This is a genomic window from Nonomuraea sp. NPDC049309, from assembly GCF_043196965.1.
Lineage (GTDB): Bacteria > Actinomycetota > Actinomycetes > Streptosporangiales > Streptosporangiaceae > Nonomuraea > Nonomuraea fastidiosa.
In genome coordinates this window covers 526,507-552,093 of sequence record NZ_JBICSH010000004.1, presented here as the reverse complement: position 1 = coordinate 552,093, position 25,587 = coordinate 526,507, and the positions used below count along the sequence as shown (strand labels likewise).

The following is a 25,587-nucleotide window of genomic DNA, read 5'->3' as shown; positions in this document are numbered from 1 at the left end:
GCCGGTCACGCTCTGTCGTGCTCCTCGTGGGCGCGGCGCACCAGGTGGATGAGCCGGTCGTCGACGAGGTCGAGGTCCCTGACCGGCAGCTCGCGCAGCCGGGCCTCCTCATCGAGCAGCCGCCGGTAGATCTCCTCGCGTACCTGCGGGTCGCGCTCGACGTCCAGGTACTGCTGAGCGTGCCGGCGCACCCGCGACACCGTGTTGCGGGAGCGCCCGCGGGGGCTGAGCAGCGAGGCGATCACCGTGATCGCCAGCACGCCGATGATCACGCAGAGGGACAGCCCGGTGCTGATCTCGACGACCTTCACCGGCTCGCCGTCGTTGATGAACGGCACGTTGTTCTCGTGCAGCGCGTGCAGGATCAGCTTGACGCCGATGAAGCCGAGGATGACGGCCAGGCCGTAGGTGAGGTAGATGAGGCGGTCGAGCAGGCCGTCGATGAGGAAGTAGAGCTGGCGCAGGCCCAGCAGGGAGAACGCGGTCGCGGTGAAGACGATGTAGACGTTCTGGGTGAGGCCGAAGATCGCGGGGATGGAGTCGAGCGCGAAGAGGATGTCGGTGCCGCCGAGGGCGATCATGACGAGGAGCATCGGGGTCATCTCGCGCCGCCCGTTCCGCGTGGTGAACAGCCGGTCGCCGTCGTACTCCTCGCTCGTCCGCACGAGCCTGCGGGCCGTGCGCACCATGAGGTTGTCCGGTGAGTGGCTCTCCTCCCCCTCCGGCTTGAGCAGGTTGCCCGCCGTGAGCAGCAGCACGAGGCCGAACACGTAGAACACCCAGGAGAACAGGTTGATCAGCGCGGCCCCCAGCAGGATGAACGCGCTGCGCGCGAGCAGCGAGAAGACGATGCCGAACAGCAGCGCCTTCTGCTGGTCGGCGCGCGGCACCTTGAAGCTGCTCATGATGACGAGGAAGACGAACAGGTTGTCCACCGACAGCGCCTTCTCCGTCACGTAACCGGCGAAGTACTCCGCGCCGGGCTCCGAGCCGCCGAACCACCACACGCCGAGGCCGAACAGCAGCGCGATGCCGACGTACAGGGCGGACCAGGCGGTCGCCTCGCGCAGGGTGGGCACGTGCGCCTTGCGGACGTGGAAGAAGAAGTCGAACGCCAGCAGCGCGACGATCCCCAGGATCGTCAGCCACCACACCGCTGCTGACACGTCCATCGGGCTCCCCCACGGCTGTCCGGGCCGTCGTGGGGGATGCGACCGCTCGCGTGCGCGTACTCCTGGCAGGGTGGTACCCGGTGCGGCGGCCATCCCACCATGGACCCGTACAGATCAGTTACGGATCAGCCGGAAGACGGGCAGAACGGAGCGCCATGGCAGAGCCTGTGTTCGACGCCGAAGGTCTCTTCGGAGACGACTACCTCTACTTCTTCGCCGATCACCTCGACGCCCGCGCCGACGCGGAGGCCGACCTGATCTGGCGGCTGCTCGGCCTGGAGCCCGGCATGGAGGTGCTGGACCTCGCCTGCGGACACGGGCGGATCGCGAACAGGCTCGCCGCGCGCGGCTGCCGCGTCACCGGCCTGGACTCCTCTCCGGTCTTCCTCGAACGCGCCCGCACGACGGCAGGCGAGCTCGGCGTCACCGTCGACTACGTGCACGGCGACATGCGGCGGCTGCCGTGGACGGGCCGCTTCGACCGCGTCCTCAGCTGGTTCACCGCGTTCGGCTACTTCGACGACGCCGACGACCGGCGCGTGCTCGCCCAGGCCGCGGCGGCGCTCCGGCCGGGCGGCAGGCTCGCGCTCGACCTCAACAACTACGCCGCCGTCGTCCGCACCTACCAGGCGGCCACGGTGGTCGAGCGCGACGGCGACCTGCTCGTCGACCGCCACCGGCTCGACCTGCTGGCCGGGAGGAACGTGGTCGAGCGGACGGTCGTCCGCGACGGACGGGTCCGGCGCGTGCCGTACTCCGTGCGCATGTTCACCTTCCCCGAGCTGCGCGACCGGCTGCTCGACGCCGGGTTCGCGGCCGTGCGGGGCTTCGGCGCGGACGGCGGGCCGCTCACGATGGACAGCCGCCGCATGATCGTGGTCGCCGAGCGCTGACCTCGCGTTACGGTTCGGGGCCTGATGGCGGGGCCGGTGGTTCAGGTACGTCCCGTGCCGTCGTAGCCGAGCAGCCGCATGGCCGTGGCCGGGTCCAGCGTGGCGGCCAGGAACTGGGCGCGGGCGTGCGCCCGGTCGCGTTCGCGTTCCGCGGTGAGCTGCGCCGTACGCATGCGCCTGACCGCCGCGTACGCGAGCCCGGCCCCGACGATCACCGCCACGATCGCCACGAACAGCACGAACAGCAGCCCCGCCGACGGGACGCCGGGCTCGGCCGCCGCGTCGCCGCCCGCCCCGACGATCGTGATGCCCGTCGCGCCGCCCGCCTCGGCGGTGCCGCCGGCACCGGACAGCGTGTTCGTGACGGCCAGCGCGGTGAGCAGGGACACCAGCACGAGCACGAGCGCGCTCGCGACGACCGTCCAGACCCGACCGGCCGTCCGCCGCCACGCCGGCGGCGCGGGAGCCGCCGGCTGCTCATGTGGCCGAGCGGACGGCTGCGGGGGCGGGGACGCGGCGGCCCAGGGCACGAACTGCGGCCGCTCGCGCGGCGCCCCGGGCCGCGGGGCGGGTGCGGGCGGCGCCGGCAGGTCCCCGCCGATCGGGCGGTGCTCCCAGTGCGCCTTCACGGCGTCCCGGTGGTAGGCCTCCAGCGCCTGGTAGAACGCGTCGGAGGCGTACCCGGTGCCGTCGATCAGCGGACCCCGCTCGGCGCGGATGACCGCGACGGCGTCGTCACCGTCGAGCGTCCCGTGCGCCTCCAGCGCGTGCGCCAGGCACAGCACCTCGCGGCGATGCTCGCGCAGCAGCTCCTCGGTACGTTCGAGCAGCCGGGCGAGGCCGGCCTCGACGCGCTCGCCGAGCGCGTCGGGCGCGGGCCCGATCTCCAGCTCCTGGAGCGCGGGCAGGGAGGCGAGGCCGGCGCCCATCCCCCAGCGCGACTCCATGGAGGCCATCAGGTACGCGGCGGCGTGCAGGTCAGCGGAGAGGCGGGCGGAGCTGTCGCCGCCGAAGAGCATGCGCTCGCCGGCCACCGCGGCGAGGGCGACCATGATGTCCGCCTCGCATTCCGACCGCCATCGGGCGTCCTCCGCGCCGGCCGGACCCAGGTGGCAGGCGCCGCTCTCGACGGTGACCATGTCGAGATCGCGGTGGGGGCGGGTCACGTACGCGACGACGGCGTGGCAGGCCTCGTGCACGGCCAGGGCGTGCCGCTCGGCGGGTTCGATCTCCCCGACCGGCCCGAACCGCTTGAGCCGTCTGGCGCGCAGCACGTCGGGCCAGGTGATGACCTCCCTGCCGGCCCTGATGGCGGCGATGAGCGACTCGTTGACCAGGTCCTCGATGTCGGCGCCGGTGGCGTGCGGGGTGACGGCGGCGAGCCTGCCGATCTGCTCGGCGGTCAGCTGGTGCGCCACCTTGCCCAGGTGTCCCTGGATCATGCGCTCGCGCCCGGCCCGGGACGGACGGCCGACCTCGTAGACGCGGTCGATACGGCCGTGGCGCAGCAGCGCCTCGTCGAGCGCGCCGGGCCGGCCGGCGGTCATGATCACGAAGGCGCGGACCGCGGGACGCAGGCCGGGCAGCGGGCGGGCCGGCCTGTTGAGCCGGGTCAGCTCGGTGATGAGGGATCGCAGGACGCCGGAGCCGCCGAGCGCGTCCGCCCCGTCGAAGAAGACGACGACGCCGCCATGGCGCGCCGCGAGCCTGCGCACCCTCCGGAACAGCGCTCTCACCTGGAGCACGCCGGTCAGCGCGGCCGAGTCCACCCGCACGTACGGCCTGCCGGTCTCCCCCGCCACGGCCTCGGCGATCAGCGACTTGCCGGTGCCGGGCGGCCCCCACAGCAGCAGGCCCCCGGGCGCGCGCCCGCCGCGCCGCTCGATCTCCTCGGGCCGTTGGAAGAGGGCGATGTCCTCGCGTACGCGCTCGACGACGTGGTCCTGTCCCCACACGTCGTGGAACCGGGTCGTGACGTCACCGGGAAGATACGTCTCGACGCCGCCCCGAGCAGCGTGCAGGAACCCGCGCCTGGCACGCGCGAGCGCGGCCCGTGCCGTCTTCACCAGGGCTTACCTCCGATTGCCGGATCACCGCAGAAGTTGTGCCCGTTTTCCTGTGTTCGGAGCCCGATCACCCACAGAAAATCTTGACCAAATCTTGGCCGCATGTTGGCTTTACTTGAAATACGGCATCCGAGGTCCGGGGTCGGGTTCGCAACGCTGGGTTCCAACGTTCATGCAACCTTCCATTGGTTCATCTCGGGAAGTAGCGAAAGATATGAGGATCCCTTCCGACACCCGCGGAGTGCGCAATGACAGAACCCGCCATGGAGACCGTCGACTCCTTCGGCATGACGGCCGAGCGGTTGTTCGCCGAGGTCTGGTCACGTCCGGTGCTGTCGGTCAGGGAGCGCCGGCTGCTCCTGTTCGGATTGCTCGTCGGCCAGGGCCTGCACGACCTGCTCGACGTCCAGCTCGATGTGGCACTGCGCGCCGGAGAGCTGAACGAGGCGGAGCTGCGCGAGGTGGTGGTCTTCCTCACCGCCTACGCCGGCTGGGCCCGCGGCGCGAAGCTGAACGACCAGGTCGAGTCGCTGATCGAACGCGTCAGGCGGGAACGGCGCGATGAACCGGACCCCGCGGGCTGAGCGCGCAGAGCTCGCCGCCGCGCGGGCCGATACGGCGGGGGTGCCGTGAACGTTAGGGTTCAGACATGCCTACCGCACTGATCACCGGCGCCACCTCTGGAATCGGCGCCGCTTTCGCCCGGCGCCTGGCCGCCGACGCGTTTTCGCTCGTCCTCGTGGCGCGGGACGAGCTCCGTCTTGCCCGCACCGCCGACCAGCTCAAGCTGAGATACGGCGTCCCCGTCGAGGTGCTGCCCGCCGACCTGGCCACCGAGGAGGGGCTGGCGAAGGTGGAGTCACGCGTGCGCGAGGGCGTCGATCTATTGATCAACAACGCCGGGTTCGGCAACGCGGGCCATTTCCCCGACGTTCCCGTCGAGCGCGAGGTGCGCATGCTCAAGGTGCACTGCGAGGCGGTGCTGCGGCTGACGCTGGCGGCGCTGCCCGGGATGCGTGAGCGCGACCGCGGCGCGATCGTGAACGTGGCGTCGGTGGCGGCGTTCTTCACGCGGGGCACCTACAGCGCCTCGAAGGCGTGGGTGGTGAACTTCAGCCAGTCGGCCGCCGCCGAGGTGGGCAACCCGCGCATCAAGATCATGGCGTTGTGCCCCGGTTTCGTCAGGACCGAGTTCCACCAGCGCGCCTCGATGGACACCTCGTCGATCCCGGGCTTCCTGTGGCTCAAGGCGGACGACGTGGTGCGCGCCGCGATGCGGGACCTCGCGCTCGGCAAGCGGGTGTCGATCCCCGACCTGCGGTACAAGACGATCGTGGCGGTCGGGCGGCTGGTGCCGCGCAGCGTGCAGGAGAAGGTGTCGCAGCGGATCGGCCGCTGAGGGCCGCGGGAACACGCCTGAGGCTCCCCCAGAGCCCGGGGCCCCTGAAGGAGAAGGGGCCCCCGCCGCGGGAGGGGGTCGCGGTGGGGGCCCGGACGGTCGCGCGCGTCTACTCGCGACCGGGAATGGGTGGCCGGTGCCTCAGCGGTTGGCCTCGTGACCGATGGCCAGACCCGAGGACGCGTCGAAGAAGTGCATGTTGTGCGTGTCGACGACCAGGTCGATCTGCTGGCCGGGGCGCACGTGGCTGCGGGCGTTGACGCGGGCGGTCCACAGGGACTTGTCGCCCGACAGCGGCAGCGAGGCGTCGTCGTCGTCACCGGCGTCGGCGGCGGCCACGGTGTCCTTGTGCTCGACCGGCGGGGCGTCGATCAGGAACAGGACGTTGATCTCGGAGCCCAGCTCCTCGGTGACCTCCGCCTTGACGGGCAGCGTGGCCCAGCCGTTGGCGTGGTTGCCGGCGGAGGCGGCGTCCTCGAAGTCGGAGGGGCGGATGCCCAGGATGATCTTCTTGCCGATGTACTGGTCGAGGCCCGGCTTCTCGGTGAAGGTCGACTCGGGGATCGGCAGCTTGATGTCGGCGAAGGCCACCGCGGGGCCGTCGTCGCGGACCAGCTCGGCGGTGACGAAGTTCATCGCGGGCGAGCCCATGAAGCCGGCCACGAAGAGGTTGACGGGCTTGTCGAACAGGTTCTGCGGGGTGTCGACCTGCTGGAGGATGCCGTCGCGGAGCACGCAGACGCGGTCGCCGAGGGTCATGGCCTCGACCTGGTCGTGCGTGACGTAGACGGTGGTGACGCCGAGGCGCTCGTGCATCTGGTTGAGCGAGGCGCGCATGGAGACACGGAGCTTGGCGTCCAGGTTGGACAGCGGCTCGTCCATGAGGAACGCCTGCGGCTCACGCACGATGGCGCGGCCCATGGCGACACGCTGACGCTGACCACCGGAGAGGGCGGCCGGCTTGCGCTTGAGGTAGGTCTCCAGGCCGAGCATCTTGGCGGCCTCGTTGACCCGCTTCTGGATCTCCGGCTTGGGCATCTTGCGGAGCTTGAGGCCGAAGGCGAGGTTCTCCTCGACCGTCATGTGCGGGTACAGCGCGTAGTTCTGGAAGACCATCGCGATGTCGCGGTCCTTCGGCGGGAGGTGGTTGACCACCTTGCCGCCGATGGCGATCTCACCGGCGCTGATGTCCTCCAGACCCGCGATCATCCGGAGCGCGGTCGACTTACCGCAACCGGACGGGCCGACGAGCACCATGAACTCGCCGTCCTTGATTTCAAGGTTGAGTCCGTTCACGGCCTTGACGCCACCGGCGTAGACCTTGTCGACGTTCGTCAGAACGATGGATGCCATGACATTCCTTCGCGCTCCAGGGCGGCAGCCCGGATGTTGGTCCCGTTTCCCACTCGCGTGGATACGTTTTCAAGCATCTCACCCGAAACGGACATGAGTGTCAAGGGTTACGGCATGACCAGCCTTTGTCACCTCTAAGACTTTCCGTTTACCGGAAACCATGATGGAATCGTTTCCATGGCAAAGCGGGCGACGATCAAAGATGTGGCGGAGGCGGCCGGGGTGGGCGTCGCCACCGTCTCCCGGGTGCTGTCGGGAGGCTCGGCCAGTCCGCAGACCCGCGAGCGCGTCCTGGCCGTCGCCGCGCAGCTCGACTACCGCCCCAGCGCGCTCGGCAGGAACCTGCGCCAGCGCCGCACCGGCGGCATGGGCCTGCTCGTCCCCGACCTGACCGACACCTTCCACGCGCAGCTCGCCGAGGGCGTGCTCGCCTGCGCCCGCTCGGCCGGCGAGCCGGTGGTGATCGGCTCCACGGGAGGCGACCCCGAGCAGGAGTCCGAGCTGATCGGCATGCTGCTGGAGCAGAGCGTCGACCGGCTCATCGCGGTGCCGTCCGGCGACGAGGAGAGCTGGGCGCCGGCGATCCGCGCCGGCATGACGGTGGTCTTCGCCGACCGGCTGCCCGCCGCGCCGCCCGCGGAGGAGGATCCCGCGGTCAGCGCCGTCAACGACCTGCTGCTGCTCGACGGCGCCGCGCCCGCTCCCGCCCGTTCGAAGCCGCTGGACGTGCCGTCCGTGGTGGCCGACGACCGGGGCGGCATCCGTACGGCGGTGCGCTACCTGCGCGGGCTCGGCCACCGGCGCATCGCCTTCATCGGCGGCCCCGGACACGACCGGCGGGCGGCGGCCTTCCGGGAGGCGGTGGGCGAGCCGGTGGACGAGGAGCTGATCGTGTTCGGCACCGGCAGCCGCGACTCCGCCTACGCCGCCGCCTCCGGGCTGTTCCAGAGCCGCCCCGACCTGACGGCGGTGGTGGCGGGCGGGAACGTGCTCGGCGAGGCGGCCGTGCTCGCGGCCAGGGAGCTGGACCTGCGGGTGCCGAAGGACGTCTCGCTCATCATGTACGACGACGTGCCCTGGGCCGAGCTGTGCTCGCCGCCGCTGACCGTGGTCGCGCAGCCGGGACGCGACATGGGCTATCGGGCGGCCGAGCTGGTGCTGCGCTCGGGCGGGCGGCGGCAGCGCTCGGTGGTGCTGCCCACGGAGCTGATCGTCCGGGGCAGCTGCGGCCCGCGCCGCTGAGCCCGTTCGCGCGACGCCGGAGCCCTGCGCGACGAGCCGTTCTCGCGCGGTGTCTGAGCCTGCGCGGCCGGCCGTTGTCACGTGGCGTGGGAGCCGGACGGGCGGCTCTCGTTACGCGGCGCCGCCCGTGTAGCGGCGGGGCAGCACCAGGACCGGGTTGTCGTCAAGGATCACCTCGGGCGGGCCGAACCTGGCGGCCACCTGCTTGATCTCCGGCTCGTCCAGCATCAGCAGCCGCCCGTGCTCGACGAACAGCTCGCCGTCCACCACCACGGTCGGCCGGTCCACCTGGCAGTCGCAGTGGGCGAAGCCGGGCCCCGAGGTCACCGGCACGCCGCCGGTGAGCCCGTCGAGCCCGCAGTAGAAGGCCCCGGCGTGCTTCTCCCGTTCGAACTGGGTGCCGCCGGAAAGCCGCACCTTCGGGTTGAGCCCGAACAGCGCATGTCGCATGTAGAAGCCCTCGGGGGCGTACCTGCGCAGCTGCGCGGCGGCCGCCCCGCCCTCGATCTTGCGGACGAGGTTGCCTTCGAGCGTGATGCGCAGCGGCTCCTCGGGGACGCCGGTGACCGTGGAGTCCTCGACGACCAGCACGCCCTCGGTCTCGGTCGGCCAGAAGTTGACGCCCCCGTACGGGAACGGCCGCCAGTCGCCTGGCCGCAGCCCGCCGGGCCCCGGGTCTTCGAACGTGAAACCGCCGAACGTCAGGTCGGTGCCGCGCGCGGAGGTCACCCTGATCGTCGAGGCCGTGGAGAGCTGCCGCAGCGCCCTGGCCACCAGCGCGTAGAAGACCTCGACGGGCAGCCGGGCACCGGTCAGCAGCGCGCCGGCCGTCGCGGTCATGTGCAGCGACACGAACCGGGCCGAGCGCGCCCTGATCTGGTCGAAGAACAGCGGCGCCGTGTGCACCTCGCCCCACCAGGTGCCGCTGATCACCACGTCGGCCTCGTGGAAGGCGGCGGTCTCGATCTGCAGCGGCGCCTCGCGGTCCCAGCCGCCCGCGCTGAACGGCGGCACCGACAGGATGCGCACGTCCGCGTCGCGCAGCGCCGCCGCCGCGGCGATCGCCTGCACGACCACCGGGTCCACGGTGTGTTCCATGAGCAGCAGCACCCGGTCGCCCGGGGCCACGCGGGCGTACTCGCACAGGTTGCGCACACCGGGCATGAGCTCGACGATCGCATACGGCGACACGGCGGGCTCGGCGGCGTAGGTGAAGGGCGATCCCGCGTACGGGTTACCGGCGTACGTATTGATCGTCATCACGCTCCCTGCGGGCCGACCTGAGACAACGGGGTTGATTACCCGCCGGCCGGCACGCCTAGCGTCATGACTTCGTAACGCTTGGCGACCGCTTGCTCACAGGAGCTTCTCGATCGCGGCGATGACCGCCGGGTCGTCGGGTGTGGTGCGCGGGCGGAAGCGGGCCACGACCTTGCCCTCGCGGTCCACCAGGAACTTCTCGAAGTTCCACTGCACGTCGCCGGCCTCGCCCTGCTCGTCGGGGGCCTGGGTCAGCTCGGCGTACAGGGGGTGGCGGCCGGGGCCGTTGACGTCGGCCTTCGCAAGGAGCGGGAAGTCCACGCCGTACGTGGTGGCGCAGAACTCCTTGATCTCCTCGGCGGTGCCGGGCTCCTGGCCGGCGAACTGGTTGCAGGGCATGCCGACGACGGTGAAGCCGCGGGGGCCGTAGCGGCGCTGGAGCTCGACGAGAGCGGCGTACTGCGGGGTCAGGCCGCAGCGCGAGGCCACGTTCACGATCAGGGCGGGACCGCCGGAGGTGAGGGCGCCGAGCGTGGTGGGGGCGTCGTCGAGAGTGCGCAGCGGGATGTCACTGAGGCTCATGATCCGACCCTACAGAACGAGTCAGGGCCAGATTTGTGACACAGTCCTCATTTTCCGGACAAATCCCCAGAAGACGGTATATATCGTGATCTTTACTGACGATCTTCGTATACAAGGTCAATTCCCTGTCAAGGAAATCGCTCGGGCACTGTGGCGCGGTCCGTGAAACCCCTCGAAAGGGAACCCGCATGCCCATGCTTCGCCGTACCGGCGTACTGGTGCTGGCCGCCACGCTCGTGACGGCCGGCGGCGCCTCGGCCGCACAGGCGCAGAGCTCCCAGACCAGCAGCAAGAACAAGTCCATCGCGCGGGCCATGGTGGCCAAGCGCGGATGGGACACGGCCCAGTTCAGGTGCCTGGTCAGGCTCTGGGCCCGGGAGAGCGGCTGGAACCACCGAGCGGGCAACCGCTACTCCGGCGCCTACGGCATCCCGCAGGCGCTGCCCGGCCACAAGATGGCCTCGTCAGGGCGCGACTGGCGCACCAACCCGCGCACACAGATCCGCTGGGGACTCGGCTACATCAAGCAGCGCTACAAGACGCCATGCCGGGCCTGGAGCCACTTCCAGTCCCACCATTGGTACTGACCCAAACCCCAGGCTCGCGCGCTTTTTCCGCCAAGGCCCGCCCAGCTCCGGAGCGGACCGTGCAATCCCGCTCCAGCGAGGGGGCCTTTTATCCGCAAGGATCGCGCAAACACCCGCCCTTCGCGTGTCACTGTGAGTGACCGATGGTGACTGTGCGTAATAGAAACCGTGCTAAAGGACACGCCGCGGTGCCCTCCGGGCCGCCCAGCGCGATCGGGCGGTAGCAGGATCCCGGAGGGCCGCGCGGACCCTCCGCGCCCGAGCCACGGGCGCGGACCGGCAGGGCGCGCCTCGAGCGCGCCCGTCCGCACGCGGCCCGGCAGCAAGGATCGATTTGGACAGCAAACGCGTGCTCACCGGCACAATCATCTCTGTCAGCGCATTCACCGCCATGGGCGTCACCGAGGCCACGGCCGAGACGCACCCGATCAAAGTCAGGACCTGGACCACATCGGCCCGGCCGAAGATCTCGGCCATCCGGCCGGCCAACAGGAACAAGAAGATCGCCCTGGGACACGTCGTCCAGCGCTCGTGGAGCCTCCGCGAGTTCCGCTGCCTCGACAACCTGTGGACCAGGGAGAGCAACTGGAACCACCGGGCACGCAACCGGTCATCCGGCGCGTACGGCATCCCGCAGGCCCTCCCGGCCACCAAGATGCGCGGAGCCGGCCGCGACTGGAAGTCGAACCCGGAGACGCAGATCCGGTGGGGCCTTGCCTACATCAAGGGGAGGTACGGCAGGCCTTGCGGCGCCTGGGGACACTTCAGAGCACACAACTGGTACTAGCAGGCTCCGGAGGGCATCCGGCGCCGCTTCACCGGATGCCCTCCTCCGCTCCGCTCCCCCGCCTCCCCGCCATCTCTTCGACCGCCCTGATCAGCAGGTCGAGCCCGAACTCGAACTCCGCCTCGTGATCGCACTCCCCCAGGAGCCCAGCCAGCGACGTCACCTCGGGGAACAGCGCCGGATCCACACCGTCCGCACTGATCGTCCTGGTCTGCGCCGGCGTGAACGCCGGCGTCACCCCGACCTCCCGCAGCAGCGAGCCCACGATGTAGGCGATGAACACGCGCAGCACGCGTACCGCGCCTGGCCCGTCGAACCCGGCCTCGCGCAACGTCGCGAGCGCCCGCTCCACCGGCAGCAGCCCGGCCGCCGACCGCAGCTGCCTGCTGACCACGAGCATCGTGCAGCGCGGGTAGTGATGCGCGATCTGCCGGAACGCCCGCGCCTGGCCGCGCACCCGCTCGCTCCACGGCGCTCCCGGGTCGTCGGTGAACTCGATCTCGCTCAGCACCGCCTCGGCCACCCCGTCGAGCAGCGCGTCCTTGCTGGAGACGTGGTTGTAGAGCGACATCACGCCGACGCCCAGCTCGGCCGCGATGCGCCTCATCGAGACCGCGTCCGCGCCCTCACGCTCGATCAGCCCGACGGCCGCGGCGACGATCCGTTTCCGGGAGAGAGGCTCAGTGGGCATGGCTCATTCTAGGGACGCGATCATCGGGCTCCGGCGGGCTGTGACGGATGCGGCAACTGCTCGAGGTCACGATGGGGCTCCTCCAGCACGACGACCGCACCTACACGACAGAACTGTTCGATGTCCTGCCCGGACTCGCGTGCCGGGACCGCTGGGACGAGACCACAGGGGACCGGCTGCGCGACGACATACCGATCCGGGCGCTGCGCCGCTACGAGGAGCTCATGCGCATGGCCGGCCGCCGCTATTCGAGGTACAACCCGTTGCTGCGCATGCTCGAGGCGCTGCACGAACGCCCGATGTGGACGAGCGTGTGAAGATACCGGCAGCTCTAATCGCGGGGCAGGCGGAGGACGAGGCGGGTCTGCGGCCCTTCGATGGTGAGGTCCCCGCCGTGTTCCCTGGCGATGTCCCTGGCGATCGGCAGCCCTAGCCCGCTCCCCCCGATGTCCCGCGACCGCGTCTTGTCGAGGCGGGTGAACCGCTCGAACACCCGCTCCCTCATCTCCTCGGGAATGCCGGGCCCATCGTCGACGACCTCCAGCACGGCCCGATCCCCGTCGCTTCGCACGTGCACCTCCACCTTGGAGTCCCCGTAGCGGTCGGCGTTGGAGAGCAGGTTGGTGAGGAGGCGGGCGAGGCGGAGCCGGTTGCCGCGGACGTACACGCCGGGCTCGGCGCGTACGGTGACGGGCAGCCGGGAGGGGCGGCGGGCCACCTCATCTTCCACGAGGCGGTCGAGGTCGAGGCGTTTCTTCTTGACCGGCGCGCCCGCGTCGAGGCGGGCCATGAGCAGCAGGTCCTCGACGATGTCGGCGAGCCGCCGCGCGTCGTCGAGCGCGGCCCGCCAGTCGGCCTCGCTGCGGTCGTGCAGGCCTTCCTCCAGACGGACCACGAGCCCGGTGATGGGGGTGCGCAGCTCGTGGGAGGCGTCGGAGACGAAGCGCCGGTGCCGGTCGACGGCGTCTTCCAGCCGGTCGAGGGTCTCGTTGACGGTGAGGGCGAGCTCGGCCACCTCGTCCTGGGTGTCGGGGACGGCGACGCGGCGGCTGAGGTCCTCGGCGTTGATCCGCTGCAGGCCCTTCCTGATCACCTCGACGGGGGCGAGCACGCGGCCGACGCCGTACCAGGTGCCCCACGCCATCAGCGCGAGCAGCAGCGCGGCCGAGGCGAAGAGCACCAGGCGCAGGTACGGCGAGTTCAGCAGGAACGGCTCGCGGACGGCCGCGTACGCGACGACGGGGCCGTAGACGGTGGCGCGGTTGCTGGTGCCGACCACGATGAGGCAGCCCTCGGGCCGGCATACGCGGGTCTCCACCTGGGAGTCGCCGCCGGTGGGCCGGGCGTTCGTGATCGGCGGCTGGCCGGCCAGCCCGGCGCTGGCGGCGACCACCCGGCCGTCGTAGGTGACGACCTGCAGCAGGCCGATGCCGTTCAGCGGCTGGATGGGGTCGTCGAAGCGCCGGTTGTCGATGATCGTGGTGAGGTGCCGGCTGGCGGTGGCCACCTGTTCCGTCAGGTCGGCTCGCGCCCTGGTCGGCCACGTCACCGAGATCAGGGCCGCTCCGCCCATCAGGAGGACGCCGAACGACACCACGGTCGCCAGCGTCATCTTCGCCCTGATGGAGCGGCGGTTGACCATGTGACCGACTGTGCCACGCTGCCAGCAAACCCCAGGTCAAACGGGTGTCGGACGTCCGCCGTGGAACCGGCGGTGCAGCTCGTGCACCTCCTCGGCCAGCTCGGGGACCGGGCCTTCGACGGTCACGCCGGGCGCGACCTCGTTGATCGGCAGCGTGCGCACGGGTGGTGGCGGCACGCCCAGCTCGCCGAGCCAGGCGGCGAGCTGTTCCGAGGATGTGGCGTACACGATGCGGCCGAGCCCGACCCAGGCGTGCGCGGCGGCGCACATCGGGCAGTGCTCGCCGGAGGTGTAGACGGTGGCCTTGGCACGTTCCGTGGGCGTGAGGTTCTCGGCCGACCAGCGGGCGAGTGCGAACTCGGGATGCCGCGTGCGGTCGCCGGAGGCGACGCGGTTGTGATCTTCGGCGAGCACCTTGCCGTCGCCCGAAACCAGGACGGAGCCGAACGGCTCGTCGCCTTCCTCCAGCGCCTGACGGGCCAGCTCGACGCAGCGCCGCAGGTATGGCAGCTCGTTCTGCGCGATCATCGACCCCCTCCTTCACCGACGTCGACCGTGGTTAACGGACCGGCCGAAAGTGCACGACCTTTCACGTTTTCCCACGTCATGTACAGGAAACCCACCTGGAGGCCACTGAAAATCGGTTGATCCGACGTATTAGATTAGATGGGATGCCTCCCGATACGCACCAACCTCGCCCTGCCCTGCCGTCTTCCAGGCTCTCCCGATCCCGCGCCTACTCCCTGTGGCGCATGCGGTCGTACCTACGGCCCTACGTCTTACGGCTGATCACCATCTGGGTGACCGCTCTCGTCGGCATCGCCATGGTGATCATCTTTCCGCTCATCATCGAGAAGGTCATCGACGGGCCCATCGCCCACCACGACTCCGACGGGCTGCTCCCGCTGGGCCTGCTCGCGGTCGGCGTCGGCGCGCTCGAAGCGCTGCTGATCTTCTTCCGGCGCTACATCCAGGTCAAGCCGGTGCTCGGCCTGGAGACCGCCATCCGCAACGACCTGTACGCACATCTGCAGCGGCTGCCCATGGCCTTCCACGGCGACTGGCAGTCGGGCCAGCTTTTGTCACGTGCCACAACCGACCTGTCGACCATGCGCCGCTTCCTCGGGTTCGGCGCGTTGTTCCTGGTCATGAACGTGCTGCAGGTCGTCACCGTCACGATCCTGCTGCTCAACAAGTACTGGCCGCTCGGCCTGCTGGTGCTGGCCTCGGTCGTGCCGATCGTGTGGACCTCGCAGCGCTTCGAGAAGCGCTACATCAAGATCTCCCGGCAGGTCCAGGACGAGCAGGGTGACCTCGCCACGTTCGTCGAGGAGTCGGCGATCGGCATCCGCACGATCAAGGCGTTCGGCCGCCGGCACCACGTCTACGACCGCTACGACGACGCCGCGCTCAAGGTCTACAACTCCTCGATGGACAAGGTGCGCCTGTCGTCGAAGTTTTTCTCCTTCCTGGAGATCGTCCCCAACATCACGCTGGCGCTGGTGCTGCTGCTGGGCGCGCTGGCCGTCGGCTCCGGCGCGCTGACGCTGGGCGCGCTGGTCGCGTTCACGACGCTGATGCTGCAGCTGGTCTGGCCGGTGGCGAGCCTCGGCTACCTGCTGGTCATGGCGCAGGAGGCGATGACCTCCGCCGACCGCGTGATGGAGGTCATGGACACCGTCCCGGCCATCGAGAGCGGCACGAAGAAGCTGGAGAACCCCCGCGGCCACCTGCGCTTCGAGGGCGTGGGCTTCCGCTTCTCCGACTCCGAGCAGCCGGTGCTGCACGACGTCTGGCTGGAGGTGAAGCCCGGCGAGACGGTCGCCATCGTCGGCGCGACCGGCGCGGGCAAGACCACGCTCACCGCGCTGGTCCCCCGCCTGCTCGACCCCACATCGGGCCGGGTCACGATCGACGGCCAGGACATCCGCGACCTCGACCTGAAGCAGCTCCGCCAGGTGGTGGCCACCGCGTTCGAGGAGCCCACGCTGTTCTCGATGAGCGTGCGCGAGAACCTCATGCTCGGCCGGTCCGACGCCACCGAGGAGGAGCTGGAGCAGGCCATCCAGACCGCGCAGGCGATGTTCGTCTACGACCTGCCGTGGGGCCTGGACACCCGTATCGGCGAGCAGGGCCTGTCGCTGTCCGGCGGCCAGCGGCAGCGGCTCGCGCTGGCCAGGGCGGTGCTCAGCAAGCCCCGCATCCTCGTGCTCGACGACACGCTGTCCGCGCTCGACGCCGAGACCGAGGCCCTGGTCGAGGAGGCGCTGCGCCACGTGCTGCGCGACGCCACCGGCATCGTGGTGGCGCACCGCGCCTCGACGGTGCTGCTCGCCGACAAGGTCGCGCTGCTGCGCGACGGCACGATCACCCACGTCGGCCAGCACCGCGAGCTGCTGGCGGAGGTGCCCGAGTACCGCGAGCTGCTGGCGCAGGACGCCGACTTCGACGACGCGTCGGAAGGAGCGCTGCGATGACCACGACGGCTCCCGAGAAGAAGGCCTCCAGCGCCTCCTGGCGCGGCGTCGCGTCCGAGGACCAGGACGAGCTGCCGGAGAAGGTGTCGGTCCTGCTGCGGGCCCGCTCGCGGCGGCTGCTCGGCGACCTGCTCAGGCCGTACCGCAAGAAGATCGCGCTGCTCGTCCTGATCATCGTGATCTCGAACGCGGCCGGGCTGTCGATCCCGTTCCTGGTCTCGATCGGCATCGACCGGGGCATCCCGCCGATCACCGGCGGCGAGGCCCCGACGGTGCTGGTGACCGTGGTCGCGGTGATCCTGGCCGCCGCGGTCACCCAGGCGCTGACCCGCCGGGCGTTCCTGCGCCTGATGGGCGCGATCGGCCAGAACATCCTGCTGACGCTGCGCAGGAGGGTGTTCGACCACTTCCAGCGGCTGTCGCTGAGCTTCCACGAGCAGTACACCTCAGGCCGGGTGATCTCCCGGCTGACCTCGGACATCGAGGCCATCGCCGAGCTGGTGCAGTCGGGCTTCGACGCGCTGGTCAAGGCGGTGCTGACGCTGGTCGGCACGGCGGTGCTGCTGCTGGTGCTGGACGTCCACCTCGGTCTGGTGGCGCTGATCCCGCTGCCGCTACTGCTGCTGTTCACCAAGTGGTTCCAGCGGCAGTCGGCGGTCGTCTACCGGCGCACCCGCGAGACGGTCGCCCTGGTGATCGTGCACTTCGTGGAGTCGATGATCGGCATCCGCGCGGTGCAGGCGTTCCGCAGGGAGCCGCGTAACCAGGAAATCTTCGAGCAGCTCAACGAGGACTACCGCGAGGCGAACGCGCGCAGCATGATCCTCGGCGCGACGTTCATGACCGGCATCAAGCTGATCGGCAACATGACGATCGGCGCGGTGCTGCTCTACGGCGGCTACCTCGCCCTGCACGGCGAGGTGGAGGTCGGCGTGCTCGCCGGTTTCATGCTCTACCTGCGGCAGTTCTACGAGCCGATGCAGGAGATCAGCCAGTTCTACAACACGCTGCAGTCGGCCGGTGCGGCGCTGGAGAAGCTGTCCGGCGTGCTGGAGGAGGAGCCCTCCGTGCCGGAGCCGCGCGAGCCCGCCGCGCTGCCGGGCGGCCGGGCCAAGGGCGACGTCCGCTTCGACGGCGTCGAGTTCGCCTACGTCAAGGAGATGCCGATCCTGCCGCGCCTCGACCTGACCATCCCGGCAGGACAGAGCGTGGCGCTGGTCGGCGCGACCGGCGCGGGCAAGACCACGCTGGCCAAGCTGATCTCCCGCTTCTACGACCCGACCGAGGGGCGCGTCCTGCTCGACGGCGTGGACCTCCGCTCGCTCGACGAGGCCACGCTGCGGCAGGCCGTGGTCATGGTGACGCAGGAGAACTTCCTGTTCGAGGGCACGGTCGCCGACAACATCAGGTTCGGCCGCCCCGACGCCACCGACCACCAGGTACGCGAGGCCGCCAAGGCGATCGGCGCCCACGAGTTCATCTCGGCGCTGCCCGACGGCTACGACACCGAGGTGGGCAAGCGCGGCGGCCGCATGTCGGCGGGCCAGCGCCAGCTCGTCGCGTTCGCGCGGGCGTTCCTCGCCGATCCCGCCGTGCTCATCCTCGACGAGGCCACCTCCAGCCTCGACGTGCCGAGCGAGCGGCTGGTGCAGCGGGCGCTGCGGACGATCCTGGCCGAGCGCACCGCGCTGATCATCGCGCACCGGCTGTCCACCGTGGAGATCGCGGACCGGGTGCTGGTGATGGATCACGGCCGCATCGTCGAGGACGGGCCGCCGGACCAGCTCATCGCCGCCTCGGGCCGGTTCGCCGGGCTGCACCAGGCATGGCTGGAGAGCCTCAGCTAGGGGGTTCAACGGGCCGGTTCCGGCGCCGACCACGGCGCCGGAACCCGGCGTCAGTACAGCGGCCGGCGTACCGGGCTGATCAGCGGCGTCTCGTCCGGGGGTGCGGGCTCCGCCTGCTTGATCAGCTCCGGGTGACGTGTCAGGTAGCCGTCAGGGAACACCTTGGCCTTCTGGCAGCCGCACTTCGGGCAGACGGCGGCCGCCGAGGGCGGCGGGACGGGCAGCCCGTTCTGCAGCCAGATCTCGGCCGCGTTGCCGTGCTGATCCTCCTGGTGCCTGACGACGTAGTCCTCCTCCCAGACGTACCAGCAGCGCTGGCACTCGAAAGGCACGGTCCTCAGTTCTTCGTTCATGAGGTCACCCCCTGCTTTCGAGTGTCCGCCTCCCTCCTGACCTGCCGCAACCCGGCCTCACCTCACGGTGAACACGAAGATCACAGCGCCCGCGACCACGCTGAGCGTGCCGAGCCAGGCGGCGAGCGCGTCCACCCCGGAGTGCAGGGGCCGGCCGTGGTGCAGGGCGGCCTGCACCCGGCGGAAGCGCAGTCTGGTCCTGATCAGCAGCACGCCGCCGCAGAGCGCGGCCAGCGCGAACGCGGCGATCGCCGGCACCGGCAGGCCGCTGCGCGATGCGAGGCCGGCCGCGCCGAGACCGCCGGTGGACAGCGCCACGGCCGTGCGCACCCAGGCCAGCCGGGTGCGCTCGCTCTGCAGGCCCCGGTCCCAGATCTCCTCTTCCGGGGTCATCCCCACGCCGGGCCTCGCCGGTCAGGCCCGCGCCGAGAGAATGATCAGGACGAGGGCGACCACGGCCACGGCGGCGACGCCGTAACCGAAGACGGCCGCCAGCGCGGGCGGCGGAAGCGGCGCCTGGTCGCGCAGCGCACGCTGGATGTTGCGCCAGCGCGGGTAGGCCATGCCGGCCGCCAGCGCGGACAGGGTGACGAGGACGATGGCCAGCGTCGTACGGATCCACGGCACGAACACGTCGGCCGGCACCGCCGCCATGGCCACCCCACCCGCGCTGAGCGCCAGCGCCGTGCTCAGCCAGGTGAGGAATGTGCGTTCATTGGCCAAGGTGAAACGCGGGTCGGGTTCCATGAAAAAAGGGTATTTCGTCCCCATTTCCCCTAGAGAAGCCGGGATTGTCGGTGTCTCAGCTGCAGGCCTTGGCCACCCGTTCCACGTAATCGGCGCTTTCGGAGGCGACCTTCTTCGCCGCGTCGACCGCGTCGTTGACGTCGTCGACCGTGATGCCGGCCAGCGTCGCGGCGAGGCTGTCGCTCGCCTCCTTGAGCGTGGTGTTGGCCGCAGTGTCGGCCACCTCGTTGAGCTTGGCCGCGGCGTCGTCGATCGCCTTCTCCATGGCCTTGGGGTCGTCGGTCAGCTTGGTGAGCTCGGCGGCCAGCTCAGAGACGATCTTCGGCGCCTCGATGCACGCCTGGGCCTTGTCGATGGTCTCGTTGATGTCGCTGCAACCGGCGGCGAGCACGCACGAGGCGACGAGGACCAGGGGCACATACCGGCTCTTGAGTGGACGCATACCTTGACCCTACCCAAGCGATCAGCCACGTGACGTGACCGAACGCACACCTAGCGGACACCATCCCGTGGCGTCCGGCGACACGCACGACCACCCGGCACACTCCACCATCCGCCCCCACCCTTGCACTGTCCGACCTTCGGCTCCCCCACCGGACCATCGGCACCCGACCCCGCCCCTCCGACCCGCCACCACCCCCGCCACCACCGGCCTCACCCCACCACCGACACCCGGACCTGCCACCCCGAGACACCCAAACCCGCCTCCAAGACCCCGAGCCACCACCGGACCTCACCCACCTACCGAGACACGGACCTGCCCCCGAGACCCACCCACCGCCGGACCCCTCACCCACCACCCGTCCCCTCACCCGCGACCCGGGCACCTCCCCCGCCACCGGACCTCCGTTCAGCACCATCACCCACTCTGACCTGCAAAGATATGGAAAGCGATATGAAAGCTTTCGCGATATCGCTATTAGACATGGTGCTTTCGCGTCTGCTTTGCTCCTGCCCTCTGATCTGATCGAACGACGGCAAGGACATGGCATGCGACAGCTTCGTGCCCGGCGGCTTGCGGCCGCGCTGCAGGCGACTGCTTTGACGATCTCCCTGCTGGCGGGCGGGGCCGCGACCGCGAGCCCGGCCACCGCGTCGTCCGCGGCGGCCACAGCGGAGCCTTCCGGGCAGGCGTTGGTGAGCAAGGAGCTGCGGGCGCTGGAGGCGTCCTACCAGGGGCGCATCGGGGCGTACGCGATCGACACGGCGACGGGGAGGACGGTGGGTTACCGATCGGGTGAGCGGTTCCCGCTGCTGTCGACGTTCAAGGCGTTGGCGTGCGGGGCCGCGCTGCACAAGGCGCGCACCTCCGCGCCCGGCCTGATGAGCAAGCGGGTGAAGTGGACGGCGGCCGAGCTGAAGCCGCACTCGCCGACCACGGAGAAGCACGTCAAGGACGGGCTGACGGTCGCACAGCTCTGCAAGGCGGCCATCACGCAGAGCGACAACACCGCGGGCAACATGGTGCTCAAGCAGATCGGCGGTCCTGCCGGGCTGACCACGTACCTGCGTACGCTCAAGGACCCGGTCTCGCGGCTGGACCGCTGGGAGATCGAGCTGAACGTCTGGACGCCGAAGGAGAAGCGCGACACCACCACCCCCGCGGCCGCCGCCCGTGACCTGCGCAGGCTCGCCGACGGCGACGCGCTGCACCCGAAGGACCGCGCACGGCTCAACGGCTGGCTCATCGCGAACGAGACCGGCGACGCGCGCATCCGCGCCGGGCTGCCGAAGAAATGGACGATCGGCGACAAGACCGGCACCAACGGGGAAAGCGGTCTGGCCAACGACATCGCGATCGTCTGGCCGTCCGGACGGTCCGGCGCGCCGATCATCCTCGCCATCTACACCAACCGCAAGGACGCCGCTCAGCCGGTCGACGACAAGGTGATCGCGCGGACCGCGACGGTCCTGGCCCGCGGGCTCGGCAGGCTCTGATGCGCGGACGGGGGACCATGTTGCTGCGGCTCGCCGCGGCCGCCGCAGGGGCGGGTGTCCTGGTGGCCGGGATCGTGATCCCGGCCGTCGGGGGCATGGGGGCCGGGTTCGTGGCCGCGGCCGACGAGGTGAACCTCAGGCCGGTGGACCTCGCCGAGCCACCGCCGGCCGAGGTCACGATCGTGCAGGACGCCAAGGGCAACGAGATCGCCCGCTTCTACGAGGAGTACCGCGAGGTCGTCCGCCTCGACGAGATCGCCGAGGTGATGCGGACCGCGATCGTGGCCATCGAGGACTACCGCTTCTACGAGCACGGGGCGATCGACATCGAGGGCACGCTGCGCGCCCTGGCCACCAACCTGCAGACGGGCCGCACCAGCCAGGGCGGGTCGAGCATCACCCAGCAGTACGTCAAGCAGGTGCTGCTCAACTCGGCCGACACCGAGGAGGAGCGGAACGCGGCCGTCGAGGCCAGCTACACGCGCAAGCTCAACGAGCTGCGCTACGCCATGGGGATCGAGCAGAAGTACACCAAGGACCAGATCCTCGAGAAGTACCTGAACATCGCGTACTTCGGCGCGAGCGCGTACGGCGTCGAAGCCGCCGCCAAGCGGTTCTTCGGCGTGCACGCGGCCGACCTGACGCTGGCGCAGGCCGCCACGCTGGCGGGCGCGGTGCAGGACCCGAACGCCACCGATCCCAACCTCGGCCCTGAGCATCGCGAACGGCTGCTGAACCGCAGGAACGTGGTGCTCAACCGGATGGCGGAGCTGGGCAAGATCACGCCGGAGGAGGCGGCCGCGGCCAAGGCGACCAAGCTGGGATACAAGGGGACACGGCTTCCCGGAGGCTGCGAAAGCAGCAAATATCCCTACTTCTGCCTTTATATGCGGCATGAGATTCTCAGCAACCCGGACTTCGGCCGCACCGCGAAGGCCCGGCTGGCCATGCTCAACCGGGGCGGGCTGACCATCAAGACCACGCTCGACCCGGTCGCGCAGGCCGCCGCCGAACGCGCCATCAAGCGCTACGTCCACGCCTCCGACCGGCCCGTGGCCGCCGAGGCCCTGGTCGAGCCGGGCAGCGGCGCGATCAAGGCGATGGCCGCCAGCCGCCGCTACGGCACCGACGCCGCCAAGAACGAGATCTCCTACAACGTGGTCGCCGACGCCGCGCACGGAGGCGGAGTCGGGTTCCAGCCGGGCTCGACGATGAAGACGTTCACGCTGATCACCGCCTTGAAGAAAGGCATGAAGCTGGACGACGGGCTCGCCGCGGGCGCGGGCTACCGGGCGCCGGCGTACTCCACGTTCAAGAACTGCGCGGGCCAGAACATCGGCGACCCTTCCCACACCGTCACCAACGACGAGGGCTCGCCCGGCTGGAAGACGCTGCGCAGCGGCACCTGGAACTCCGTGAACACCTTCTTCATGGAGCTGGAGCAGCGGGTCGGCCTCTGCGACACCGTCAAGACCGCCAAGTCGCTCGGCATCAGGCGCGCGGACGGCAAGAAGCTGCAGGAGTACGAGACGTTCACGCTCGGCATCAACGAGACCGACCCGGTGACGGTGGCCGCCGCCTACGCGGCGATCGGTGCGCGCGGCACGTACTGCGCGCCGATGGCCATCACCCACATCACCGACAGGGACGGCAAGACCACCCGCTACCGCCCCAAGTGCCGCCAGGCGCTGGAGCCCGCCATCGCCGACGCCACCGCCGAGGTGCTGTCCGGCGTGTTCACCGAGGGCACCATGCGGGGCGTCGGCGGCATCGGGCGGCCCGCCGCCGGCAAGACCGGCACCACCGACGGGTACGCCTCGGCCTGGTTCGCCGGCTTCACCCCCGACCTGGCGGGCGCCGTCAGCCTCGGCGACCCGCGCGGCTCGCAGCAGTACAAGCTGACCGGAGTGACCATCGGGGGCCGCTACTACGGATCGGTGCAGGGGGCCAGCGTCCCCGGGCCGATCTGGCGCGACACCATGATCCAGGCGCTGCGCAAGGTCCCGCCCACCCCGTTCACGCCGATCATCACCAGCCGCTTCGAGGGCTGCACGATCGGCTGCCGCCCCGAGCCGGACCCGAAGGAGAAGAAGGACAAGAAGGAGAAGGACGGCGAGGGCGAGGAGGCCACCACGGCCACCCCCTCCCCCACTGCCACCACATCCGCCTCCACATCCGCCTCCACATCCGCCTCCACATCCGCCTCCAGGGCCCCGACCCCGCGCCCGAACCCCAAGCGCTGACCTGCGCCGCCGGTGCCGCGCCCGCCGCAGAACGCCCCGCGAGCAGGGGTGCGCCGGGCTCGGCGTCGGTGCCGCGCCCGGCGCATGCGTCCCGCCGCCAGAGACCGCCCAGCGCCGAGCCGTCGCCGAGCCGAAGCCCGAACCGCCGGCAGAGGCAGGCCTGTGCCGTAGCCGCCGCCAGCGCCGGCTTCGGCAGACGCCCCGCCGGCGGAGGCAGGCCTGTGCCGGCCGACGCCGGTGTCAGTGCGGGCAGGCAGCCCGGCGCGAGCCGCGGCGCGCCCGGTCCTGACCCGGACCAGCCGGACACGGGCCTCACCAGCAACCCACTGCCCCAACACGCGAGAGGCGGCAACTCACCCGATCCAGACCCGGACCAGCCGGACACGGGCCTCACCAGCAACCCACGACCCCGACACACCAGGGACGGCAACTCACCCGATCCAGACCCGGACCAGCCGGACGCGGAGCTCACCCGCGGTCCACTGTCCCCGACACGCGGGGCAGTGGGTCAGCCTCGGGCCCTTTGCGGGCTGAGCAGATGCGGGAGGGTGAAATCGGGGGAGGCGTAGACGCCTCCCTGGAGCTCTTCGCCCGGGTAGGAGGCCGCCTCGCCGGGGAGCCGGTCGAGGTACGTCTCGGCGTCGTCGACGGGACGGTAGCCCAGACGCTCGTCCAGCTCCCAGAAGCGGCGGGTGTTGGCCGACACCGCGTACGCGGCGAGGAACGACACCGAGGGGCAGGTCACGGCGGCCCAGACGAACCCGGCGCAGTCGCGCGGGCTGAGCCAGGTGGCGAGGTGGCGGGGATCGGAAGGCTCGGGCTCCAGGCTGCCGATGCGCAGGCACACCACCTCGAGCCCGAACTTGTCGGCGTAGAGCCGCCCCAAGGCCTCGACGGCGACCTTGCTGACGCCGTAGAGCCCGTCGGGCCTGGGCGGCATCGCGGGCGAGACGGTCTGCGCGGCCGGGTAGCAGCCCGTGAGGCGGTTGCTGCTGGCCAGCACGACGCGCCGCACGCCGGTGCGGCGGGCCGCCTCGAGCACGTGGTGGGTGCCGAGCACGTTGCCCTCGAGCAGGCCGGGCAGCGGCGCCTCGTCCGGCACGCCCGCGAGGTGCACCACCGCGTCGGCGCCCTCGACCAGCGGCATCACGTCGTCGGCGCTGCCCAGCTCGGCGCGCACGACCTCCTCGTGCGCGGCGAGCGCGGCAAGCGGCACCCGATCGACCGAGACCAACCGGCGCACCCGCCGCAGCAAGGGCTCGCGCAGCACTGACCCGACCCGCCCGGCGGCGCCGGTGAGCACGACGTTCTTCACGAGCATGCCCGGCATCCTTCCACCGCCCACCGACACTTTCCGCCCTCACGGGAGAGGTCAGAACTCGTCGTGCCCCGTCACCTGGGTGATGGTGAAGACGTGCCGGGTGGCGGCGCAGATCGTCTCCAGGGCGTGGATCGGGGCGTCCTGCGCCGAGTAGCTGGTCCGCAGCACCTGGACGACCCACTCCCCCGCCGCCAGCTCCAGCGTCTCGCGCTCGAAGTCCGTCGGCGGCCGGGCGATCAGCGTCTCCTCGGCGTGCCCGAACGCGTGGCCGAGCGACTCGATCGCCGACTGCAGCGACGGCTGCACGAACCCGGGCTCGGCGATGCGCGTGCCGGCGAACAGGTCGGCGCGGAAGTAGCTGGTGGCGATGCGTACGGGGACGTCGGAGGCGGTCAGCAGCTTGCGCCGCGCGATGACGCCGGTGCCCGCCGGCACGCGCAGGCCTTCGGCGATGTGCGCGGGGGCGGGCTCCTGGCCCACGTACAGCATGCGGCGGCCCGCCTTGAGCCCCTGCCGCTCGGCCTCGGCCAGGAACAGGGACTTCGAGGCGCGCACGGCGGGCTCGGTCGGCAGCGCCCGGCGCACCACGACCGGCGGGACCCCGGTCGTCGTCCCCTCTGTGACTCCCATGTCAGCCTCCTCGACGTGCGCAGGCATCCTACGCGTCCCCAGGCCCCCGCCTCGCCCCGGCCCGGGGAAGATCATCGGGCTGCGCATAGGATTTCCGCATGGCGACGTGCGAGCATCTGTCACAGGCGGGCGACCCGCCCGCGAAGACGCCGGAAGGGTGCGAGGAGTGCCTGGCCGACGGGCGGCAGTGGGTGCACCTGCGGCGCTGCCTGGAGTGCGGCCACATCGGCTGCTGCGACTCCTCCCCCGGCAAGCACGCCACCGCGCACTTCCATGAGACGGGACATCCCGTCATCCAGTCGTTCCAGCCGGGCGAGACCTGGCGCTGGTGCTTCGTGGACAACCAGATGGGCTGAG

Annotated in this window: 26 protein-coding genes; 12 read left to right on the top strand and 14 right to left on the bottom strand. The window is 70.6% G+C overall.

Going from position 1 to position 25,587, the window contains the following annotated elements; genetic code table 11:
- Nucleotides 1-5 precede the first annotated feature (5 nt).
- Complete coding sequence (locus tag ACGFIM_RS27615; RefSeq protein ID WP_393205436.1) at nucleotides 6-1,172, bottom strand: TerC family protein; 1,167 nt, start codon at nucleotides 1,170-1,172, stop codon at nucleotides 6-8.
- Nucleotides 1,173-1,327: 155 nt separating this feature from the next.
- On the opposite strand from ACGFIM_RS27615, the gene ACGFIM_RS27610 reads away from it, so the two are divergent.
- Nucleotides 1,328-2,065, top strand: coding sequence for an SAM-dependent methyltransferase (locus ACGFIM_RS27610; protein ID WP_393205433.1), 738 nt, complete (start codon nucleotides 1,328-1,330; stop codon nucleotides 2,063-2,065).
- A 41-nt stretch (nucleotides 2,066-2,106) separates the two neighbouring features.
- Here the strand turns inward: ACGFIM_RS27610 and ACGFIM_RS27605 are convergent, their stop codons facing one another.
- A complete protein-coding gene (locus ACGFIM_RS27605) occupies nucleotides 2,107-4,131 on the bottom strand; it encodes an AAA family ATPase (protein WP_393205430.1) in 2,025 nt (674 codons plus the stop codon).
- A 248-nt stretch (nucleotides 4,132-4,379) separates the two neighbouring features.
- Between ACGFIM_RS27605 and ACGFIM_RS27600 the strand changes: the two genes are divergently transcribed.
- Both ACGFIM_RS27600 and ACGFIM_RS27595 read left to right on the top strand, forming a co-directional pair.
- Nucleotides 4,380-4,715 carry a carboxymuconolactone decarboxylase family protein gene (locus ACGFIM_RS27600; protein WP_393205427.1) on the top strand — a complete coding sequence of 112 codons (336 nt, stop codon included), beginning with the start codon at nucleotides 4,380-4,382 and terminating at the stop codon, nucleotides 4,713-4,715.
- A 65-nt stretch (nucleotides 4,716-4,780) separates the two neighbouring features.
- A complete protein-coding gene (locus ACGFIM_RS27595) occupies nucleotides 4,781-5,530 on the top strand; it encodes an SDR family NAD(P)-dependent oxidoreductase (RefSeq protein ID WP_393205424.1) in 750 nt (249 codons plus the stop codon).
- 141 nt (nucleotides 5,531-5,671) lie between these two features.
- Here the strand turns inward: ACGFIM_RS27595 and ACGFIM_RS27590 are convergent, their stop codons facing one another.
- Entirely contained in the window at nucleotides 5,672-6,883 is a 1,212-nt protein-coding gene (locus tag ACGFIM_RS27590) for an ABC transporter ATP-binding protein (RefSeq protein WP_393205421.1), read from the bottom strand.
- A gap of 177 nt (nucleotides 6,884-7,060) precedes the next feature.
- Here ACGFIM_RS27590 and ACGFIM_RS27585 point away from each other — a divergent pair, with 177 nt between their 5' ends.
- Nucleotides 7,061-8,125, top strand: a complete 1,065-nt coding sequence (locus ACGFIM_RS27585) for a LacI family DNA-binding transcriptional regulator (RefSeq protein ID WP_393205418.1) — start codon at nucleotides 7,061-7,063, stop codon at nucleotides 8,123-8,125.
- A 111-nt stretch (nucleotides 8,126-8,236) separates the two neighbouring features.
- Here ACGFIM_RS27585 and ACGFIM_RS27580 read toward each other — a convergent pair whose 3' ends face one another.
- A complete protein-coding gene (locus ACGFIM_RS27580; RefSeq protein ID WP_393205415.1) occupies nucleotides 8,237-9,385 on the bottom strand; it encodes a hypothetical protein in 1,149 nt (382 codons plus the stop codon).
- Between the two features lie 96 nt (nucleotides 9,386-9,481).
- Entirely contained in the window at nucleotides 9,482-9,967 is a 486-nt protein-coding gene (locus tag ACGFIM_RS27575; RefSeq protein WP_393205412.1) for a glutathione peroxidase, read from the bottom strand.
- Nucleotides 9,968-10,155: 188 nt separating this feature from the next.
- On the opposite strand from ACGFIM_RS27575, the gene ACGFIM_RS27570 reads away from it, so the two are divergent.
- Both ACGFIM_RS27570 and ACGFIM_RS27565 read left to right on the top strand, forming a co-directional pair.
- On the top strand, nucleotides 10,156-10,554 hold the full coding sequence (locus ACGFIM_RS27570) for a transglycosylase SLT domain-containing protein (RefSeq protein ID WP_393205409.1): 399 nt from the start codon (nucleotides 10,156-10,158) through the stop codon (nucleotides 10,552-10,554).
- 334 nt (nucleotides 10,555-10,888) lie between these two features.
- Nucleotides 10,889-11,341: a transglycosylase SLT domain-containing protein gene (locus tag ACGFIM_RS27565; protein ID WP_393205406.1), complete on the top strand. Its 453-nt coding sequence runs from the start codon at nucleotides 10,889-10,891 to the stop codon at nucleotides 11,339-11,341.
- A 28-nt stretch (nucleotides 11,342-11,369) separates the two neighbouring features.
- On the opposite strand, the gene ACGFIM_RS27560 is transcribed toward ACGFIM_RS27565, so the two are convergent.
- Nucleotides 11,370-12,032: a TetR/AcrR family transcriptional regulator C-terminal domain-containing protein gene (locus ACGFIM_RS27560; protein ID WP_393205403.1), complete on the bottom strand. Its 663-nt coding sequence runs from the start codon at nucleotides 12,030-12,032 to the stop codon at nucleotides 11,370-11,372.
- 47 nt (nucleotides 12,033-12,079) lie between these two features.
- On the opposite strand from ACGFIM_RS27560, the gene ACGFIM_RS27555 reads away from it, so the two are divergent.
- Nucleotides 12,080-12,349 (top strand): hypothetical protein, encoded by a 270-nt coding sequence (locus ACGFIM_RS27555; protein WP_393205400.1) that lies wholly within the window; start codon nucleotides 12,080-12,082, stop codon nucleotides 12,347-12,349.
- Between the two features lie 14 nt (nucleotides 12,350-12,363).
- On the opposite strand, the gene ACGFIM_RS27550 is transcribed toward ACGFIM_RS27555, so the two are convergent.
- Together ACGFIM_RS27550 and ACGFIM_RS27545 are read right to left on the bottom strand one after the other, a co-directional pair.
- A complete protein-coding gene (locus tag ACGFIM_RS27550) occupies nucleotides 12,364-13,674 on the bottom strand; it encodes a sensor histidine kinase (RefSeq protein ID WP_393205397.1) in 1,311 nt (436 codons plus the stop codon).
- 36 nt (nucleotides 13,675-13,710) lie between these two features.
- Nucleotides 13,711-14,202 carry a nucleoside deaminase gene (locus ACGFIM_RS27545; protein WP_393205394.1) on the bottom strand — a complete coding sequence of 164 codons (492 nt, stop codon included), beginning with the start codon at nucleotides 14,200-14,202 and terminating at the stop codon, nucleotides 13,711-13,713.
- 224 nt (nucleotides 14,203-14,426) lie between these two features.
- Between ACGFIM_RS27545 and ACGFIM_RS27540 the strand changes: the two genes are divergently transcribed.
- Complete coding sequence (locus ACGFIM_RS27540) at nucleotides 14,427-16,151, top strand: ABC transporter ATP-binding protein (RefSeq protein ID WP_393205391.1); 1,725 nt, start codon at nucleotides 14,427-14,429, stop codon at nucleotides 16,149-16,151.
- Nucleotides 16,148-17,998, top strand: a complete 1,851-nt coding sequence (locus tag ACGFIM_RS27535; RefSeq protein WP_393205388.1) for an ABC transporter ATP-binding protein — start codon at nucleotides 16,148-16,150, stop codon at nucleotides 17,996-17,998. The genes ACGFIM_RS27540 and ACGFIM_RS27535 overlap by 4 nt, the downstream gene beginning before the upstream one ends.
- A gap of 50 nt (nucleotides 17,999-18,048) precedes the next feature.
- Here the strand turns inward: ACGFIM_RS27535 and ACGFIM_RS27530 are convergent, their stop codons facing one another.
- The 4 genes from ACGFIM_RS27530 to ACGFIM_RS27515 are packed head-to-tail and all read right to left on the bottom strand — an operon-like array spanning nucleotide 18,049 to nucleotide 19,540.
- The gene (locus ACGFIM_RS27530) at nucleotides 18,049-18,351 is read right to left on the bottom strand and encodes a hypothetical protein (RefSeq protein WP_393205385.1); all 303 of its coding nucleotides are present in this window, start codon (nucleotides 18,349-18,351) and stop codon (nucleotides 18,049-18,051) included.
- 57 nt (nucleotides 18,352-18,408) lie between these two features.
- Nucleotides 18,409-18,744, bottom strand: a complete 336-nt coding sequence (locus ACGFIM_RS27525; protein ID WP_393205918.1) for a DUF202 domain-containing protein — start codon at nucleotides 18,742-18,744, stop codon at nucleotides 18,409-18,411.
- Nucleotides 18,745-18,765: 21 nt separating this feature from the next.
- The gene (locus ACGFIM_RS27520) at nucleotides 18,766-19,098 is read right to left on the bottom strand and encodes a YidH family protein (protein ID WP_393205381.1); all 333 of its coding nucleotides are present in this window, start codon (nucleotides 19,096-19,098) and stop codon (nucleotides 18,766-18,768) included.
- 55 nt (nucleotides 19,099-19,153) lie between these two features.
- Nucleotides 19,154-19,540 carry a hypothetical protein gene (locus tag ACGFIM_RS27515; RefSeq protein WP_393205378.1) on the bottom strand — a complete coding sequence of 129 codons (387 nt, stop codon included), beginning with the start codon at nucleotides 19,538-19,540 and terminating at the stop codon, nucleotides 19,154-19,156.
- A gap of 548 nt (nucleotides 19,541-20,088) precedes the next feature.
- Between ACGFIM_RS27515 and bla the strand changes: the two genes are divergently transcribed.
- Nucleotides 20,089-21,036, top strand: a complete 948-nt coding sequence (gene bla, locus ACGFIM_RS27510) for a class A beta-lactamase (protein ID WP_393205375.1) — start codon at nucleotides 20,089-20,091, stop codon at nucleotides 21,034-21,036.
- Nucleotides 21,037-21,053: 17 nt separating this feature from the next.
- Entirely contained in the window at nucleotides 21,054-23,279 is a 2,226-nt protein-coding gene (locus tag ACGFIM_RS27505) for a transglycosylase domain-containing protein (RefSeq protein WP_393205372.1), read from the top strand.
- 508 nt (nucleotides 23,280-23,787) lie between these two features.
- Here ACGFIM_RS27505 and ACGFIM_RS27500 read toward each other — a convergent pair.
- Together ACGFIM_RS27500 and ACGFIM_RS27495 are read right to left on the bottom strand one after the other, a co-directional pair.
- Complete coding sequence (locus ACGFIM_RS27500) at nucleotides 23,788-24,600, bottom strand: NAD-dependent epimerase/dehydratase family protein (RefSeq protein WP_393205369.1); 813 nt, start codon at nucleotides 24,598-24,600, stop codon at nucleotides 23,788-23,790.
- 51 nt (nucleotides 24,601-24,651) lie between these two features.
- Complete coding sequence (locus tag ACGFIM_RS27495) at nucleotides 24,652-25,230, bottom strand: GntR family transcriptional regulator (RefSeq protein WP_393205366.1); 579 nt, start codon at nucleotides 25,228-25,230, stop codon at nucleotides 24,652-24,654.
- A 98-nt stretch (nucleotides 25,231-25,328) separates the two neighbouring features.
- Here ACGFIM_RS27495 and ACGFIM_RS27490 point away from each other — a divergent pair, with 98 nt between their 5' ends.
- Nucleotides 25,329-25,586 (top strand): ubiquitin carboxyl-terminal hydrolase 14, encoded by a 258-nt coding sequence (locus ACGFIM_RS27490; RefSeq protein ID WP_393205363.1) that lies wholly within the window; start codon nucleotides 25,329-25,331, stop codon nucleotides 25,584-25,586.
- Nucleotide 25,587 lies beyond the last annotated feature (1 nt).

Coding starts and splice junctions, on each gene's coding strand:
- ACGFIM_RS27505 (WP_393205372.1), top strand. CDS start 21,054: ATGTTGCTGCGGCTCGCCGCGGCCGCCGCAGGGGCGGGTGTCCTGGTG.
- ACGFIM_RS27610 (WP_393205433.1), top strand. CDS start 1,328: ATGGCAGAGCCTGTGTTCGACGCCGAAGGTCTCTTCGGAGACGACTAC.
- ACGFIM_RS27615 (WP_393205436.1), bottom strand. CDS start 1,172: ATGGACGTGTCAGCAGCGGTGTGGTGGCTGACGATCCTGGGGATCGTC.
- ACGFIM_RS27520 (WP_393205381.1), bottom strand. CDS start 19,098: ATGGAACCCGACCCGCGTTTCACCTTGGCCAATGAACGCACATTCCTC.
- ACGFIM_RS27525 (WP_393205918.1), bottom strand. CDS start 18,744: ATGACCCCGGAAGAGGAGATCTGGGACCGGGGCCTGCAGAGCGAGCGC.
- ACGFIM_RS27545 (WP_393205394.1), bottom strand. CDS start 14,202: ATGATCGCGCAGAACGAGCTGCCATACCTGCGGCGCTGCGTCGAGCTG.
- ACGFIM_RS27490 (WP_393205363.1), top strand. CDS start 25,329: ATGGCGACGTGCGAGCATCTGTCACAGGCGGGCGACCCGCCCGCGAAG.
- ACGFIM_RS27530 (WP_393205385.1), bottom strand. CDS start 18,351: ATGAACGAAGAACTGAGGACCGTGCCTTTCGAGTGCCAGCGCTGCTGG.
- ACGFIM_RS27570 (WP_393205409.1), top strand. CDS start 10,156: ATGCCCATGCTTCGCCGTACCGGCGTACTGGTGCTGGCCGCCACGCTC.
- ACGFIM_RS27540 (WP_393205391.1), top strand. CDS start 14,427: ATGCGGTCGTACCTACGGCCCTACGTCTTACGGCTGATCACCATCTGG.
- ACGFIM_RS27535 (WP_393205388.1), top strand. CDS start 16,148: ATGACCACGACGGCTCCCGAGAAGAAGGCCTCCAGCGCCTCCTGGCGC.
- ACGFIM_RS27595 (WP_393205424.1), top strand. CDS start 4,781: ATGCCTACCGCACTGATCACCGGCGCCACCTCTGGAATCGGCGCCGCT.
- ACGFIM_RS27550 (WP_393205397.1), bottom strand. CDS start 13,674: ATGGTCAACCGCCGCTCCATCAGGGCGAAGATGACGCTGGCGACCGTG.
- ACGFIM_RS27580 (WP_393205415.1), bottom strand. CDS start 9,385: ATGACGATCAATACGTACGCCGGTAACCCGTACGCGGGATCGCCCTTC.
- bla (WP_393205375.1), top strand. CDS start 20,089: ATGCGACAGCTTCGTGCCCGGCGGCTTGCGGCCGCGCTGCAGGCGACT.
- ACGFIM_RS27500 (WP_393205369.1), bottom strand. CDS start 24,600: ATGCTCGTGAAGAACGTCGTGCTCACCGGCGCCGCCGGGCGGGTCGGG.
- ACGFIM_RS27495 (WP_393205366.1), bottom strand. CDS start 25,230: ATGGGAGTCACAGAGGGGACGACGACCGGGGTCCCGCCGGTCGTGGTG.
- ACGFIM_RS27515 (WP_393205378.1), bottom strand. CDS start 19,540: ATGCGTCCACTCAAGAGCCGGTATGTGCCCCTGGTCCTCGTCGCCTCG.
- ACGFIM_RS27575 (WP_393205412.1), bottom strand. CDS start 9,967: ATGAGCCTCAGTGACATCCCGCTGCGCACTCTCGACGACGCCCCCACC.
- ACGFIM_RS27555 (WP_393205400.1), top strand. CDS start 12,080: ATGCGGCAACTGCTCGAGGTCACGATGGGGCTCCTCCAGCACGACGAC.
- ACGFIM_RS27560 (WP_393205403.1), bottom strand. CDS start 12,032: ATGCCCACTGAGCCTCTCTCCCGGAAACGGATCGTCGCCGCGGCCGTC.
- ACGFIM_RS27600 (WP_393205427.1), top strand. CDS start 4,380: ATGACAGAACCCGCCATGGAGACCGTCGACTCCTTCGGCATGACGGCC.
- ACGFIM_RS27590 (WP_393205421.1), bottom strand. CDS start 6,883: ATGGCATCCATCGTTCTGACGAACGTCGACAAGGTCTACGCCGGTGGC.
- ACGFIM_RS27585 (WP_393205418.1), top strand. CDS start 7,061: ATGGCAAAGCGGGCGACGATCAAAGATGTGGCGGAGGCGGCCGGGGTG.